Genomic DNA, 15,202 nt, shown 5'->3' on the forward strand with positions numbered 1-15,202 from the left:
GCCTTCACGGGCCAGCATGCGAGCGCCTTTTTCGCTTTCAGGAGTCTGCATGAACGCGTCGATCCGTCCCGTCGACCTGGCCAAGGCCTACCGTTTGCTCAACCACGGGCCGACCGTGCTGGTATCTGCTCGCCATCAGGCTGTGGATAACGTCATGGCGGCGGCCTGGTGCTGCGCCCTGGACTTCGACCCGCCGAAGCTCACCGTGGTGCTGGACAAGGCCACCCGCACCCGCACGCTGATCGAAGGCAGTGGCCTGTTCGCCATCCAGGTGCCGACCGTGGCGCAACTGCAACTGACCCAGGCAGTGGGTAACGCCAGCCTGGCCGATGATCCGGCCAAGCTGTCCCATGCCGGCGTCGAGCTGTTCGCGATGAAAGGTCATGATCTGCCGCTGGTGGCGGGCTGCTCGGCCTGGCTGGTCTGTCGGCTGATCGATGAACCGCACAACCAGCAGGCTTACGACCTGTTCATCGGCGAGGTGATCGCGGCCTGGGCCGATGAGCGCGTATTTCGCGACGGTCGTTGGCATTTCGAAACGGCCGACCCGAGCCTGCGCAGCCTGCATCACGTGGCGGGCGGGCATTACTACGCGATTGGCGAGGCGCTGAAGGCCTGAAACGAAAAAGCCCACGGCATGCCGTGGGCTGTACTGGAGAGCGTGCTGCGGTTACCAGAGTGCCAGGGTGTAGTCGATGTTGACGCGGGTCTGCTCGACATCACGGCTGAAGTTGTTCTGGTAGTGGCCGTGGCGCAGACGCAGGCCGAGACCGGCCAGGCTGCCGCTCTGCACCACGTAGGACACCTCCAGATCGCGTTCCCACTCTTCGCCGTTGCCGTCGGCCACCGGCTCGTGGATGTTGCGGCCCTGAATGAAGCGGATCTGCGTCTTCAGGCCCGGCAAGCCATGCCTGGCGAAGTCATAGTCGTGCTTGAACTGCCACACGCGCTCCTTGGGGTTCAGGTACTCGGTGGCCAGGGCGCCGCCGACCATCACGTAGGGGTCGATGCTGGCCAGGTACGGCATGCCGGTATCGCCGCTCAGGTGCATGTAACCCAGGCTGAAGGTGTTGGCGCCCAGGGTGTAGGCAGCGTTCAGGTTGAGGTTGCCGTTGTCGACGCGGCCGGCCTTGGCCGCACCGTCCTCACTGCTGTCGAAGTAATAGGCCTCGCTCTTCAGCGCGCCCGGGCCGAGAGGTGTGGTGTGGGTCAGGCCGACGTAGTGCTGCTTGTAGATGTCGTTCAGTTGCGCGTAGTAGTACGAGCCGGTGAGGTTATCGAGCAGCTTGTAGTCGCCTCCGCCAAACATGAAACCGCTGGACTCCGCAGTGCCGTTGAAACGGCCATTGAGGCCGCTGACGCGCAGCTTGGCGTCTTCGGTGGAGTCGCGGTATTTCTGCCGGTCGAAGTAACCGCCGCGCAAGGTCAGCCCATCGATCTCGCCGGAGGTCACCATGCCACCGCGGAACAGTGGCGGGAACAGGCGCGCGGTCACCGGGAACATGATCGGCAGCAGCGGCGTCATGTGGCCGACTTGCAGTTCGGTGTTGGAGACCTTGAAGCGTGCCGAGATACCGGCCTTGGAATAGTTGTCGTTGACCTCACGGGTGCGCGGGTTGAACGACAGCAGGCCGGTGCCGGTGCGATCCGGGCTGGAATCGAGCTGAAAGCCGGTCATGCCGATGAAGCTCAGGCCGAACTGCACCGGCCCTTCGGTGTAGCCCGAGTCGGCCTTGAGAATGAAGCCCTGGGCCCATTCACGCATTTCGTCCAGGCCTGGACCGCCCTGGAAATCATGGTCGAAGTAGTAGTTGCGAATCTGCAGCGAACCTTTGCTGTCCTTGATGAAGTCGGCCTGGGCGACCTGTGTGGCAACCAGCAGAGGAAGCAGTGCGTATAGCGGTTTCATTGAACGTACCTTTGTTTTTGTTGTGGTTCGGGTAACGCGATGGCAAGGAGTGGTGAGGGTTATTGCGGGGCCTCGAGCAGCTGCCACTGACCGTCCTTGATGGTGATCAGCGCGCGGGCACGCTGGTCGTGGCCGAAGTGGTCGTCAGCCGAGAGGCTGTACACGCCATGGCTGCCGGCGACGCCGTTCGATTGCTCGAGGGCGTCACGCAGTTTCTGGCGGAATTCGACGGTGCCGGCCTCGCTGCCTTGCAGCGCACTCGGGATGGCGGCTTCGACCAGTTGCATGGCGTCGTACAGATAGGCACCGAACGGCGACAGGCTGCCGGCGCCGTACTTGGCCTCGTAGGCTTCGGCGTAGTGCTTGCCGGGGGCTTTGGATGGGTGGCTGTCCGGCAGTTGATCCCAGACCACCACCGGGCCGACGGCGAGAATCGAGCCTTCCAGATCCTTGCCGCCGATGCGCAGGAAGGCGCTGTTGGCGGCGCCATGGGTGTGATAGATCGGGCCCTTGTAACCAAGGCGCCGCAGTTCGGTGTGTGGCAGAGCGGCCGGTGTGCCGGTGGCGCCGATCAGCACGGCGTCCGGGTTGGCCGCCTTGATCTTCAGGGCCTGGCCGCTGACGCTGGAGTCGGTACGGTTGAAGCGTTCATTGCGCACCAGCTTGATGCCGGCTTTCGGTAGCAGCTCTTCCAGGGCCTTGTGCCAATCCTCGCCCCAGACGTCGTTGTAGCCGATGTAGCCGACGGTCTTCACGCCGTTCTCCTGCATGTGGTTGACCAGGGCGTCGGCCATCAGCAGGTTGGTTTGCGCCACGGTGAAGATCCAGTGCCTGGCGTCGCCATTGGGGGCGAAGGGGGCCAGGGCGATCTGCGGTGTGTTGGTCTCGCGGGCGACCTGAGCCACGGCGGCGGAGGTCGGCACGGTGGACGAACCGATCAGCAGGTCGACCTTGTTCTCGCTCACCAGCTTGCGTGCCGCGCGGGTGGCCGCCGTGCTGTCGGTAGCATCGTCGAGCACGGTGTAGTTGATGCGCTGTCCGGCGATTTCCTGAGGCAGCAGGGCCACGGTGTTCTGCTCGGGAATGCCGAGCGAGGCGCCGGGGCCGGTGGTGGATAGCACCAGGCCGATGTTGATGTCGGCGTGCACGGCAGTGCTCACCGCCGCGCTGAGCAGCAGAGGGATCAGTTTCTTCATGGGTGACGCTCCAGTGGGGTTGTTGTTGTTCTGAAACGTTGCAGGCCGTGGGCGTGGTTAGTGCGCCGCCACGGCCTGACTGACCGCAGGTGCGGCCTTGGCAGACTTGCGACCGAGGTAGGTCTCGATCACACGCTGGTCCTCGGCCAGCTCGGCGGCCGGGCCTTGCAGTACCTTTTCGCCGACCTCCAGTACGTAGCCGTAGTCGGAAATCTTCAGTGCGGCGCGGGCGTTCTGTTCCACCAGCAGGATGGAAACACCGCTGGCACGCAGGTTCTGGATGATCTCGAAGATTTCGCCGATGACCCGTGGCGCCAGGCCCAGGCTCGGTTCGTCGAGCAGCAGCAGGCGTGGCTTGCCCATCAGCGCGCGGCCGATGGCGAGCATCTGCCGCTCACCGCCGGACAGCGTGCCGGAGGCCTGCTGGCGCCGTTCGCGCAGGCGGGGGAACAGGCCGTAAATTTCCTCCAGCGTCTGCGCATGATCGCGATGACCCTGGCGGCGCCGGCTGAAGGCGCCGAGCTGGAGGTTGTCCTCGACGCTCATCTCACTGAACAGCTCGCGGCTTTCCGGCACCAGCAGCATGCCCTGGCCGACGCGGTGCGCCACATCGTGGTGGGGTAACAGCGCCTGTCCATCGAAGAGGATGTCCCCGGAGGACGGCAGCAAACCGATCAGCGCCGACATCAGTGTGGTCTTGCCGGCGCCGTTGGGGCCGATCAGGCTGACGATGCTGCCTTGCGCTACCTCAAGGTCGAGGCTGCGTACCGCCGCCACCTTGCCGTAGCTGATCGACAGGCCTTTGACCTGCAGCAGGCTGCTCATTCCACACCTCCGAGGTAGGCGGCCAGTACCGCCGGGTTGTCCTGGATTTCCATGGGGCTGCCGGTGGCCAGGCGCTGGCCGAACTCCATCACCACGATGTGGTCAGCCAGGCCCATGACGAAGTCCATGTCGTGCTCGACCAGCAGCACGCCGAGGCCTTCTTCACGCAACTGTTCGAGCAGGCAGGCGAGGGTCTGTTTCTCGTTGTAACGCAGGCCGGCGGCGGGCTCGTCGAGCAGCAGCATTTGCGGGTCGCTGCACAGCGCGCGGGCGATTTCGACGATGCGCTGTTGACCCAGGGCCAGGCTGCCGGCCGGGGTGTGCATGTAGTCGGCGAGGCCGACGCGCTCGATCTGCCGGGCCGCTTCGGCGAGCAGGCGGCGCTCCTCGGCGCGGTCTAAGCGCAGCAGCGCACGCAGCACGCCGGCGTTGCCACGGCGATGGGCACCGAGGGCGACGTTCTCCAGCACGCTCATGCCCGGCAGTAGGCGCACGTGCTGGAAGGTGCGGCTGACGCCGAGGCTGGCGATGGCGCGCGGCGATAGGCCGTCGATGCGCTGACCCTTGAAGAACACCTGGCCGGATGTCGGCGGCAGTACGCCGGTGAGCAGGTTGAACAGGGTCGACTTGCCGGCACCGTTGGGGCCGATCAGCGCGACGACCTGGCCAGCGTGCACCGCCAGGCTCATGTCGTTATTGGCCACCAGCCCACCGAAGCGCTTGACCAGGCGGTCGGCGGCCAGCAGCGGCTGGTTGTCGCGCAATGGCTCCGGCTCACGGCGGGGCAGCGGTTCGGCATCGTGCAGATCGAGCACGCGCGGCTTCGGGCTGGGCAGGTATTTCTGCAGCAGCGGCAGCAGGCCGTCCTTGGCGTATTGCAGGACGAGGATGATCAGCACGCCGAAAACGATCAGCTCCAGGGTGCCGCCGCCACCGCCCAGCAACTGCGGCAGCACGTCTTCGAGCACCTGCTTGAACAGCGTCAGCAGGGCGGCGCCGACCAGTGCACCCCACAGGCTCGCGGCGCCACCGAGGACGATCATGAACAGGTACTCGATGCCCATGGTCACCGAGAACGGTGTCGGATTGACGATGCGCTGCATGTGCGCATAGATCCAGCCCGACAGTGCGGCCAGCAGGGCGGCGAGAACGAACGCCAGCAGCTTGCTGCGCATGGTGTTCACGCCCATCGCCTCGGCCATGCCGCTGGCTTCCTTGAGCGAACGGATGGCACGACCCTGACGGCTGTCGAGCAGGTTGCCGAGCATCCACAGCACGGCTACCAGCAGCACGCCGATGATCAGGGTGAAGTCGCTGGCGCTGTCGATCGTCCAGTCGCCAAACTGGATGTAGGGCAGGTCGGCGATCCCGGCGAAGCCGCCGAGCATCGGCAGGTTGCCGAACAGGTAGTACAGCGCCAGGCCCCAGGCCAGGGTACCCAGCGGCAGGTAATGGCCAGCCAGGCGCAGGGTCAGCAGGCCGAGCAGCAGCGCCACCACCAGGGTGATGCCGAGGCCGACGAGCAGGCCCAGCCAGGGCGACAGACCGAGATTGGCGCTGATTACGGCAGTGGCGTAGGCGCCGATGCCGACGAATGCGGCCTGGCCGAACGAGGTCAGCCCACCGACGCCGGTGAGCACCACCAGGCCCAGCGCCACCAGGCTGTAGAGCCCGACATAGTTGAGCAGGGTGACATGGAAGGGTTGCAGCACCTGGGGCGCCAGAACGATGCCGACCAGCAACAGAAGCAGCGCAAGCAAACGGCGGTTCATCAGTGTTCCTCCCCGCTGTGCGAGTGTTTCAGGGAGAGGATCAGCAGCACCGGAATCACCAGGGTGAAGACGATCACTTCCTTGTAGGCCGAGGCCCAGAACATCGAGAAACTTTCCAGTGTGCCGACCAGGAAGGCACCGGCGGCGGCCATCGGGTAGCTGGCCAGACCGCCGATGATGGCGGCGACGAAGCCCTTGAGGCTGATCAGAAAGCCCGAGTCGTAATACAGCGTGGTCAGCGGGCCGATGAGGATGCCCGAGCAGGCGCCGATCAGTGCCGCCAGGGCGAATGCCGCCTGCCCGGCCAGCCGCGTGGGAATGCCCACCAGTTGCGCGCCGTTGCGGTTGAACGCGGTGGCACGCAGCGCCTTGCCGTACAGGGTGTGGCCGAACAGCAGGTAGAGCATGACGATCAGGCCCAGGGCGCAGCCGATCACCATCAGGCTTTGCAGACTGACCTGCATCTCGCCGGCGGTCAGCGCGACATCGCTCAGTGCTTCGGTGCGGAAGCCCTCCGCGCCGAACAGCAGCAGGCTCAGCCCCAGCAGCACGATGTGCAGCGCCACCGAGACGATCAGCAGCATCAGCACCGAGGTCTCTGCCAGGCGCTGGTAGACCAGGCGGTAGAGCAGCGGGCCGAGCGGGGTGACTACCAGCAGGGTCAGCGCGACTTGCGCCAGGCCTGGCAGGTTCTTCAGGTCGAAGGCACTCAGCGCCGCCCAGACCAGAGCGCTGGGTAGCAGGTAATTGAGCAGGATGCGCGGCAGACGCCACAGGTGTTGATGGCGGATGGCGATGGCGCAATCCAGCACACAGCCGGCGATGGCGCAGCCGAGCAGCAGCCAGAAGGTCGGCGGCAGCATGCCGGCCTGCAGCGAGGCCAGGGTCAGTGCGCCGAACACGACAAAATCGCCCTGGCCGACGAAGATCACCCGGGTCACGGCGAATACCAGCACCAGTGCCAGGGCGATCAGTGCATAGATCGCTCCGGTGGTCAGGCCGTCCTGGAGAAGAAAGGCGGCAATGGTCGCATCCATGTCAGCTTTTCTCCAGACAGTTGTGCAGGTTCGAGGCGCGCGGCGCAAGGCTCTGGCCGTCTGCTCGGAATGGGGGGTGGGACTGGGCTGGGTGCGTGCATCTGCCTTGCAGGCCAGATATTGCGCACCCTGGAGGAGCATGCAGGCGCATAGCGGCTATCCGGGTTGTTGTTCTTGTAATTTATTTTCTGCCGGCGCTGCTTGTTTCGCCCTGCAGAGATACACATGTGAATGTGTATGTTGAAAGGCTAGCCGGAACCCTTCGAGGCTGTCAACAGCCGCCGAATGCTCAGGTGTTCCGGGCTTGTTCTGGCGCTGCCTGGGCAGCGCTCTACGAGGTCTGCACCCTACAAGGCTGTAGGGCGTGCGGCCGCCACTGCCGGCCGCTGCAGGTTCAGGTGCGCTGTGCGGTGGGTACCAGCAGCTCGGCCAGACGGGTATTGCGTGACAGGCGCTCGCCTGCGGGCTCGTTGCTGTTCAGCAGCGACAGGCTGATCTGGTAGGCGTAGATCAGGTAGGCGCGGTCGCTGGCGTCCTGCGCCTCGATACCAGCTTGCAGCAGCAGGCCCTTGATGTAGCTGAGGCGATAACGGTCGACCTCGTCGATGGCCTGGCGGGCATGCTCGTCACGGCGTGCCCAGGCGCGAATGGCCAGCTCGATGGCAGCAGCTTCCTTGGCGGTCTGGCCGTGCAGGGGCAGCTCCATCAGGCGCTGGAGTTGCTGCTGTGGCGTGGTCTGGGCGTCGCTCAGATGGAGGATGACGTCCTCCGTGGCGCGTGTGCGCCAGCCACCAAGGATGCCTTCGAGCAGCTCGTTACGGCTCTTGAAGTGGTAGTAGAAGCTGCCGCGGGTGATGTTCAGTTCCTTGGCCAGCGTGTCGACCCGGACGGCATCGACGCCGCCCTTGACCAGTACCTGCTGGGCGGCATGGATCCAATCTTCCCGGGTCAGATTGGGGCGTACAGACATTGTCGGAGCCTTGTTCTGAGAAGGTGAGGGGCTGACCGTGCATGGCTGTCGGTCGGTCGCGAGGTTGCGATTCTAGCTCATGTTTCCGCCATGGGGCGTGGCATAAGCGCTGCAAACCAGGCCATTGTCATTACTGCTCATCCCACATGCATTGATGCATGTCATCTTCCTGAAAATTTCCAGTGCCCTCGCGACACTTCGATGAGCGGTTCTTGTACGCGTAAATTGCCAGGAAAATACAATTGTGTAGGTTTGTTTTGGCGGCCAGGCGACTACCGGCAAGCAGCCGTGTAGCCCGCATATTTCCTGATTTTACCCTGTATGTGAGCATTCTCTGCGGGCTCTGGAGGCGTACGGTGGTGCATCGAAGGGTGTTGACGGGATTATTTTGCCTCCCTAACATGCACATACACATCTGTATTCTAACAATCACAAGAATCGTGGAGGCAGGATGGACGGTATCGGCAAGAGCCTGGTTGCGGCTGGGCACAAGACCAACTATCACGAGGCTGGGCAGGGTGAGGCGTTGTTTCTGCTGCACGGCTCGGGCCCTGGGGTTTCCGGGTGGAGCAACTGGGCGCGGAGCATGCCGGCCTTCTCCGACAAGTGGCGGGTGATCGTTCCGGACATCGCCGGTTTCGGCTTCACCGAACTCAAGGACGACGTCAAATACGACATCAAGCTGTGGGTCGCCCATCTCGTCGACATCATGGATGCTCTCGATATCGACAAGGCCTCCTTCGTCGGCAACTCCTTCGGTGGTGCTCTGGCCATCGGCCTGGCGGTGTTCGCTCCCGAACGGGTCAAGCGCCTGGTGCTGCTCGGCACGCCGGCCGGTGAGTTCGTGCAGACCGCGGGTCTGCGTGGCGCCTGGGAATACGAGCCGTCGCTGGACAACATGCGTGAGCTGATGGCGCTGTTCCCCTACGACAAGGCCTTGATCACTCCTGAGCTGGTGCAGAGCCGTTACGAAGCTTCCGCCCGTCCTGGTGCCCAGGCGGCGCTGCGCAAGCTGATCCCGCAACCGAACCCGGATGGCGAAACCATCGTCAAGGGGTTCCCGGCTGCCGCGTTGGCCAAAATCACCGCGCCAACCCTGGTGGTGCATGGTCGCGAAGACCGTGTGGTGCCGCCGCAGTGCGGGCTGCTGATCGCCAACAGCGTGCCGGATGCCGACCTGCATCTGTTCGGCCGTTGCGGCCACTGGGTGCAGGCCGAGCAGCCGCGTCGTTTCGTTGCGCTGGTGCGCGACTTCCTCTCGGAGTGAGCCGTCATGAGCCGCAATACGCTGGAACGTGTGCTCTGGCAGTTGTCCGTTGAGCGCGCCGCCAAGGACAAGTTTCGTGAAGACCCGCGCCAGTTCCTGTCCCGCTTCGCCCTGAGCGAAGAAGAGGTGGAAATGGTTGCTGGTTTCGACGTTGCCGCCCTGCAGCGCATCGGGGTCAACCCGATGCTGACCATGGGTTTCTGGCAGGAGTTGTCGCCCACTCGCAGCATGAAGCAATACAAGGCGCTGCTAGGGGCGACCGATGAACACAGCGCGGGTTTCTCCGCGGCATTGAAGGGGTAGGGCCATGGGCAAGATCGTTGGCGGTTTCTGGGTGCCACACGACCCGGTGATGTTCGTCGCCCCTGAAGCGCCGCCGCAGGCGCAGCGTGACATCGTCTGGGACGCCTATCGCCAGTGCGGCGAGCGCCTGGCCGAGCTGGACGCTACTTCGGTGATCATCGTTGGTTGCGACCACTACATCCTGTTCGGCACCCATTGTCTGCCGCGTTACCTGATCGGTACCGGCGATGTCGATGGGCCGATCGATCGTCTGCCGGGTCTGCCACGCCGGGTGGTGAAGAATCACGAACAACTGGCCAATCACATCGTCGAGCAGGGCGAGCAGCAGGACGTCGACTGGACGGTGGCGCGCAGCTTCACCATGGATCACTCCTTCGCCATTCCGCACCAGTTGATCGTGCAGGTCGCCGAGCAGCGTCTGGGCCGTGAACTGCCGAGCATCCCGGTGTACCTGGCCTGTGGCGTCGACCCCTATATCAGCTTCCGCCGCGCCGCCGACCTCGGCCGGCAGATCCGCGCCGCCGTCGAGAGCTTCGACGCCGACGAGCGTGTGGTGGTGATCGGCAGTGGCGGCATCAGTCACCGCGTCGGTACTCATGACATGGGCCGGGTCAGCGAGGACTTCGACCGTGAAGTGCTGGCTCTTGGCGTGCGTGGCGATCTGGACGCGCTGTGCGCCTACCGCGACGAGGACATCCTCGAACGCGGCGGCAACGGCGCCATGGAAATTCGCAACTTCGCCCTGGCCCTGGCGGCTGTGCCCAACGCCCGTGGCGAAGTCATCGCCTACGAGCCGGTACCGGCCTGGGTGACAGGCCTGGGCTTCCTGCAACTGCATCCCCAGGAGGTGGCCCGATGAGCCAGGTATTCCTTTGCAACCGTGACGAGCTCGCACCGGGCACCTTGAAGAAGGTTGCCGGTGGCGCTGCCGGTGATATCTGCGTGTACAACCTCGACGGCAAGTACTACGCCACCGCCGACATGTGCACACATGCCACCGCCTCGCTGGCTGAAGGCGACATGGAAGGTGACCTGATCACCTGCCCGGTGCACTGGGGGCAGTTTCACATTCCCAGCGGCCAGGCGGTGACCTTCCCGTGTGAAAAGCATCTGCGCACCTACCGGATCATCACCACCGACAAGGAGGTATTCGCCGATACCTCGGCCGAGTCGGAAGAGGCCGAGCTGGCCGCCGCCAGCCCGATCTGAACGAACCACTCCAACAAGAACAAGACCGTGTGAGCGCCATGAACGAGATCATCAAACTCAGGCCGATCGAAACCAGCGAGCCGCTGAAGAACCTCGACCGTATCTGCGACATGGAGTCGGGCCGGATGTCCGGCAAGATCTTCTGGGACAAGGACATCTACGAGCAGGAGCTGGAGAAAGTCTTCGCCCGCTGCTGGCTGTTCGTCGCCCATGAGTCGCAACTGCCCAAGGCCGGTGACTACCTAACCACCACCATGGGTGAGGACGAGGTGCTGGTGGTGCGGCAGAAGGATGCCTCGATCCGCGTCATGCTCAATGCCTGCCCGCACCGTGGCAACAAGGTGTGTTTCGCCGAGGCGGGCAATGCACGCGGTTTCATCTGTAACTACCACGGCTGGTCGTTCGGCGCCGATGGCGGCCGCCTGATGGGCATGCACGAATCCAAGTGCTACGAGGAAAGCGGTTTCGACAAGTCCCAGCACGGCCTGCGCCAGGCTCGTGTGGCCAGCTACAAGGGCCTGGTGTTCGCCACCTTCGCCGACGATGCGCCGACGCTGGAGGAATACCTCGGGCCGATGACCTGGTACCTGGACGTGATGCTCGACATGGACGAGGGCGGCAGCGAGTTCTTCGGCGGCTGCATCCGCTCGACCATCGAGTGCAACTGGAAGATCGCCGCCGAGAACTTCGTTGGCGACATCCTCCACGGCGGCTGGACGCACGACTCGGCAGCCAAGGCCATGCTCGGCGGGCCGGTGACCAATGTCGGCGAACTGCCGGAATCTTATTCGGTGAACTGGAACGGCCACGGCTACGAGTTCGCCACCGATGTGGTGGGCAACGCCGCGACCCTGGGCGAGCGGGAAATCAACAAGTACCTGCACACCCTGCGGCCGAAGGTGGCCGAGCGTTTGGGCGAGTTCCGCTCCAAGCTGATCGGGGCTATTTCCTCGTTCACCGTGTTTCCCAACTTCTCCTTCCTGCCGGGGCAGAACACCGTGCGTGTGTGGCAGCCGCGCGGGCCGGACAAGATCGACCTGTATACCTGGGTGATCGTCAACAAGAACGCCCCACAGGAGATCAAGGACAAGTGGCGCCGTGGCGCGATGATGACCTTCTCGCCCACCGGCGTGTTCGAGATGGACGACGGCGAGAACTGGGAATACTGCACCAAGACCAGCCGCGGCATGGTCACCCGTTACCAGGATTTGTATGTCGGCCTGGGCATGCACACGCGCATCGACGACAGCGAGTTGCCCGGCAACGTGTTCCGCGGCCAGCTCAACGAATGTAACGCCCGCGCCTTCTATCAGCGCTGGAAGGATCTGCTGCAGTCGCCGACCTGGGCGGATGTGCCGGATCGCAACGGCAAGATGCGCTGAGGAGAACGCCATGACCGATATCGATCGTGAACTGCCGGTGCCTTTCGAACAGGCCCGTGAAGTCGAGGCGTTCCTCCTGCGTGAAGCACGCCTGCTCGATGATGAGCGCTGGGATGACTGGCTGGCGGGTCTGTCAGAGGCCATCCACTACTGGATGCCGGGCATCGAGAATCGTCGCCGCGAGGATCGCTCCGGGCCCTACAAGCTCGAGCACATGGCCTTTTTCGACGACGGCCTGCGCGAGCTGCAGCGCCGTGTGGCGCGCTTCAAGCAGCCGTCGGCCTGGGCCGAGAACCCGCCGACGCGCAACGTACATCTGGTTACCAATATCGAGGTCTTCGCCGGGGCCGAGGTGGACGAATATGTCGTCCACTCCTGCTTCATCAACGTGCGCAGCCGTGGCCTGGACGAGCAGCACCAGATCACCGGGCGGCGCGAGGACGTCATTCGCCGTGAAGCCGACGGGCTGAAGCTGCTCAAGCGCAAGATCCTCATCCCCAATGCGATGTTGCTGTGCAAGAACATCAACACCTTTCTCTGAAGGAGCGCGTCATGGGTTGGCTAGAAGGGCAGGTGGCCCTGATTACCGGCGGTACCGGTGGCATCGGCAGCGCCATCGTGCGCCGCTACGTGCAGGAAGGGGCGCGCGTCGGCGTGATGGCGCGCAACCGTGAGCAGCTCGATGCGCTGCAGGCTGAGCTGGGCGATGCCGTGGTGGTGATCCAGGGCGACGTCTCCAGTCTGGCCGACAACCAGCGCGCGGTGGCGCAGACGCTGGAGGCTTTCGGCAGGCTGGATACCTTCGTCGGCAACGCGGCGGTATTCGATTACTTCACCCGTCTCGACCGCATCGCCCCGGAGGAGCTGGAGCAATCCTTCCAGCGCCTGTTCGCGATCAACGTGCAGGGTTATCTGCTCGGTGCGCGTTGCGCCACCGACGCCCTGCGCGAAACGCGCGGCAGCATGATCTTCACCCTGTCCAACAGCGCCTTCTACGCCGGTGGCGGCGGCATTCTCTACGTCACTGCCAAACACGCGCTGGTCGGCATGATTCGCCAACTGGCCTACGAGCTGGCGCCGGAGATCCGTGTCAACGGCGTCGCGCCGGGCGCCACCAATACGCCGATGAAGAGCCTCGAAGGACTCAACAAGCGCAGTCAGCCACTCAATGCCATTCCCGGCTTCGAGGAGGCCGCCGCGCGTGCGGTGCCCCTGCAGCGTATCGCCGAACCGGAGGATCACACTGGCCATTATGTGCTGCTGGCTTCGCGCAAGGATTCGGCGTTGACCACCGCACACATCATTCACAGTGATGGTGGCTGGGAAATCCGCAGCGCGGGTGGCCGCTAGGCAGGGCAAGGCCTTATGTAGGAGCGGATTTATCCGCGATTGACCGTGGATGATTCGGCTTGCGTAGGAGCGGCTTCAGCCGCGAAAGGGCTTCGCGGCTGAAGCGGTACGCTGCCCGGCCGCTCCTGCAGACGTGCAAAACCTGACAACGCGTTACCGATAACAACAAACATAAGATGAGTCATTGCCGATGAGTGCGCATACCCCCTCCCAGCACAAGGTGCTGGAGCTGTTCGCTTCGCTTCCCGTTCCGGTGCTGGCGGCGCCGATGTTCCTGGTTTCCGGGCCGCAGTTGCTCAATGCCTGCTGCCGCGCCGGCATCATCGGCAGCATGCCGGCGCCCAACGCCCGCACGGTGGAAATCCTCGAGCAGTGGCTGGAGCAGATCACCGCTGAACGCGAGCAGGCCCAGGCCGCTGGTGAAACCCTGGCGCCGTGGATGCTCAACATGATCGTGCACAGCACCTATGACCGTTTCGCCGCCGAGCTGGAGCTGGTGAAACGCTTCCAGCCACCGATCGTCTCCACCGCTCTGGGTAGCCCCAAGCGCGTGCTCGAAGACGTGCACGCCTACGGCGGTGTGGTGATGGCTGACGTGATCACCCCGGCCATGGCGCGCAAGGCTGCCGATGCCGGTGTCGATGCGCTGATCCTGGTGTGTAACGGCGCCGGCGGGCACACCGGTACCAACAACCCGTTCGCCTTCGTCGATGAAGTTCGGCGCTTCTGGGATGGCCCGCTGGGCGTTGCCGGGGCCATCTCCAATGGCCGCGACGTGCATGCCGCACAGGTGCTGGGCTATGACTTCGCCGTGGTGGGCACCCGCCTGATCGCCACCCACGAAAGCCTGGTCGATGACGACTACCGGCAGATGCTGGTCGATTGCCACATGGATGACGTGGTGCTGAGCAAAGCCGTCAGCGGTGTGCTGGCCAACTGGATGCGCCCCTCGATGGAGAAGGCTGGCATCGATGCCAACGCCGAAGGCAAGGCCAGCGTCGACTTCTCCGGCAACATCGCCAGCGCCAACAAGGCCTGGAAGCACGTCTGGTCGGCTGGCCAGGGCGTGGGCCAGATCACTCGCCCGTGCAGCGTCGCCGAACTCGTCAGTGAGCTGGTCGATGGTTATCGCGCCAGCCTCGACCGTCCGCAGGGCCATAACCGTCGTTAAACAGGAGTGCACCGATCATGAGCCAACCCCATCTGCAATCCGCCGCCGCCGCACTGGCCCAGGCACGTCAGAGCCGACAACCCTGCGGGCGCGTGTCCGAGCGCTTCGATATCGCCAGCCTGCAGGACGCCTATGCCGTGCAGGCCATCAACACCCGCGCGGCGCTGGATGCCGGGCGCCGCCTCAGCGGCTGCAAGATCGGCCTCACCTCGCTGGCCGTGCAACAGCAACTGGGAGTCGACCAGCCGGACTTCGGCATGCTGTTCGCCGACATGGAATACCGCCACGGCCAGGATGTGCCGACGGCGCGGCTGATCCAGCCGAAGGCTGAGGGCGAGATCGCCTTCGTTCTCGGTCGCGATCTGCCGTATGCCGACACCACCCTAGGCGAACTGATCAGCGCCGTCGACTACCTGCTGCCGGCGCTGGAGATCGTCGACTCGGCCATCGAGGACTGGAAGATCACCCTGGTCGACACCGTCGCCGACAACGCCTCCTCGGGCCTCTACGTGCTCGGCGATCAGCCGGTGAAGCTGGACGGCCTCGATCTGACCCTCGAAGGCATGCTGCTGGAGAAGAACGGCGTGCAGGCTTCGGTCGGTCTCGGCGCAGCCTGCCTGGGCAACCCGCTGAATGCCTGCCTGTGGCTGGCGCGCACCATGGCCGAGCTGGGCCAGCCGCTGCGTGCCGGCGACGTGCTGCTGTCCGGCGCGCTGGGGCCGATGACGCCGGTGATCGCTGGCGACAGCCTGCGCCTGCGTTTGACCCGATTGGGCGAGGTGAGCTGCCGCTTTATCTGACCAGTCGTTGC

Annotated in this window: 16 protein-coding genes; 10 read left to right on the top strand and 6 right to left on the bottom strand. The window is 64.3% G+C overall.

Features of this window, described 5'->3' with window-relative positions; genetic code table 11:
* Positions 1–49 precede the first annotated feature (49 nt).
* The gene (locus C7A17_RS10560; RefSeq protein ID WP_106737989.1) at positions 50–619 is read left to right on the top strand and encodes a flavin reductase family protein; all 570 of its coding nucleotides are present in this window, start codon (positions 50–52) and stop codon (positions 617–619) included.
* 51 nt (positions 620–670) lie between these two features.
* On the opposite strand, the gene C7A17_RS10565 is transcribed toward C7A17_RS10560, so the two are convergent.
* The 6 genes from C7A17_RS10565 to C7A17_RS10590 form a co-directional block, all read right to left on the bottom strand.
* On the bottom strand, positions 671–1,909 hold the full coding sequence (locus tag C7A17_RS10565) for an OprD family outer membrane porin (protein ID WP_106737990.1): 1,239 nt from the start codon (positions 1,907–1,909) through the stop codon (positions 671–673).
* Between the two features lie 59 nt (positions 1,910–1,968).
* Positions 1,969–3,105, bottom strand: a complete 1,137-nt coding sequence (locus C7A17_RS10570; RefSeq protein ID WP_106737991.1) for an ABC transporter substrate-binding protein — start codon at positions 3,103–3,105, stop codon at positions 1,969–1,971.
* 57 nt (positions 3,106–3,162) lie between these two features.
* On the bottom strand, positions 3,163–3,930 hold the full coding sequence (locus C7A17_RS10575) for an ABC transporter ATP-binding protein (RefSeq protein ID WP_106737992.1): 768 nt from the start codon (positions 3,928–3,930) through the stop codon (positions 3,163–3,165).
* Positions 3,927–5,702, bottom strand: coding sequence for a branched-chain amino acid ABC transporter ATP-binding protein/permease (locus C7A17_RS10580; RefSeq protein ID WP_106737993.1), 1,776 nt, complete (start codon positions 5,700–5,702; stop codon positions 3,927–3,929). Before C7A17_RS10580 ends, C7A17_RS10575 begins: the two co-directional genes overlap by 4 nt.
* On the bottom strand, positions 5,702–6,739 hold the full coding sequence (locus tag C7A17_RS10585; RefSeq protein WP_106737994.1) for a branched-chain amino acid ABC transporter permease: 1,038 nt from the start codon (positions 6,737–6,739) through the stop codon (positions 5,702–5,704). Before C7A17_RS10585 ends, C7A17_RS10580 begins: the two co-directional genes overlap by 1 nt.
* A 394-nt stretch (positions 6,740–7,133) precedes the next feature.
* Positions 7,134–7,709, bottom strand: coding sequence for a TetR/AcrR family transcriptional regulator (locus C7A17_RS10590; RefSeq protein ID WP_106737995.1), 576 nt, complete (start codon positions 7,707–7,709; stop codon positions 7,134–7,136).
* Positions 7,710–8,160: 451 nt separating this feature from the next.
* Here C7A17_RS10590 and C7A17_RS10595 point away from each other — a divergent pair, with 451 nt between their 5' ends.
* The 9 genes from C7A17_RS10595 to C7A17_RS10635 all read left to right on the top strand — a co-directional run bounded on the left by C7A17_RS10595 (position 8,161) and on the right by C7A17_RS10635 (position 15,191).
* Complete coding sequence (locus C7A17_RS10595) at positions 8,161–8,976, top strand: alpha/beta fold hydrolase (protein ID WP_106737996.1); 816 nt, start codon at positions 8,161–8,163, stop codon at positions 8,974–8,976.
* A 6-nt stretch (positions 8,977–8,982) separates the two neighbouring features.
* On the top strand, positions 8,983–9,279 hold the full coding sequence (locus C7A17_RS10600; RefSeq protein WP_106737997.1) for an extradiol ring-cleavage dioxygenase: 297 nt from the start codon (positions 8,983–8,985) through the stop codon (positions 9,277–9,279).
* A gap of 4 nt (positions 9,280–9,283) precedes the next feature.
* Positions 9,284–10,138 (top strand): DODA-type extradiol aromatic ring-opening family dioxygenase, encoded by an 855-nt coding sequence (locus C7A17_RS10605; RefSeq protein ID WP_106737998.1) that lies wholly within the window; start codon positions 9,284–9,286, stop codon positions 10,136–10,138.
* Positions 10,135–10,488, top strand: a complete 354-nt coding sequence (locus C7A17_RS10610) for a non-heme iron oxygenase ferredoxin subunit (protein WP_106737999.1) — start codon at positions 10,135–10,137, stop codon at positions 10,486–10,488. The genes C7A17_RS10605 and C7A17_RS10610 overlap by 4 nt, the downstream gene beginning before the upstream one ends.
* A 38-nt stretch (positions 10,489–10,526) precedes the next feature.
* Positions 10,527–11,870, top strand: coding sequence for an aromatic ring-hydroxylating oxygenase subunit alpha (locus tag C7A17_RS10615; RefSeq protein WP_106738000.1), 1,344 nt, complete (start codon positions 10,527–10,529; stop codon positions 11,868–11,870).
* Between the two features lie 10 nt (positions 11,871–11,880).
* Positions 11,881–12,411 carry a 3-phenylpropionate/cinnamic acid dioxygenase subunit beta gene (locus C7A17_RS10620; RefSeq protein WP_106738001.1) on the top strand — a complete coding sequence of 177 codons (531 nt, stop codon included), beginning with the start codon at positions 11,881–11,883 and terminating at the stop codon, positions 12,409–12,411.
* A gap of 11 nt (positions 12,412–12,422) precedes the next feature.
* Positions 12,423–13,220, top strand: a complete 798-nt coding sequence (hcaB, locus tag C7A17_RS10625; RefSeq protein ID WP_106738002.1) for a 3-(cis-5,6-dihydroxycyclohexa-1,3-dien-1-yl)propanoate dehydrogenase — start codon at positions 12,423–12,425, stop codon at positions 13,218–13,220.
* A 190-nt stretch (positions 13,221–13,410) separates the two neighbouring features.
* A complete protein-coding gene (locus C7A17_RS10630; RefSeq protein WP_106738003.1) occupies positions 13,411–14,391 on the top strand; it encodes an NAD(P)H-dependent flavin oxidoreductase in 981 nt (326 codons plus the stop codon).
* A 17-nt stretch (positions 14,392–14,408) separates the two neighbouring features.
* The gene (locus C7A17_RS10635) at positions 14,409–15,191 is read left to right on the top strand and encodes a 2-keto-4-pentenoate hydratase (RefSeq protein ID WP_106738004.1); all 783 of its coding nucleotides are present in this window, start codon (positions 14,409–14,411) and stop codon (positions 15,189–15,191) included.
* The last annotated feature ends 11 nt before the right edge of the window (positions 15,192–15,202 follow it).

The organism is Pseudomonas mendocina (assembly GCF_003008615.1).
GTDB lineage: Bacteria > Pseudomonadota > Gammaproteobacteria > Pseudomonadales > Pseudomonadaceae > Aquipseudomonas > Aquipseudomonas mendocina_C.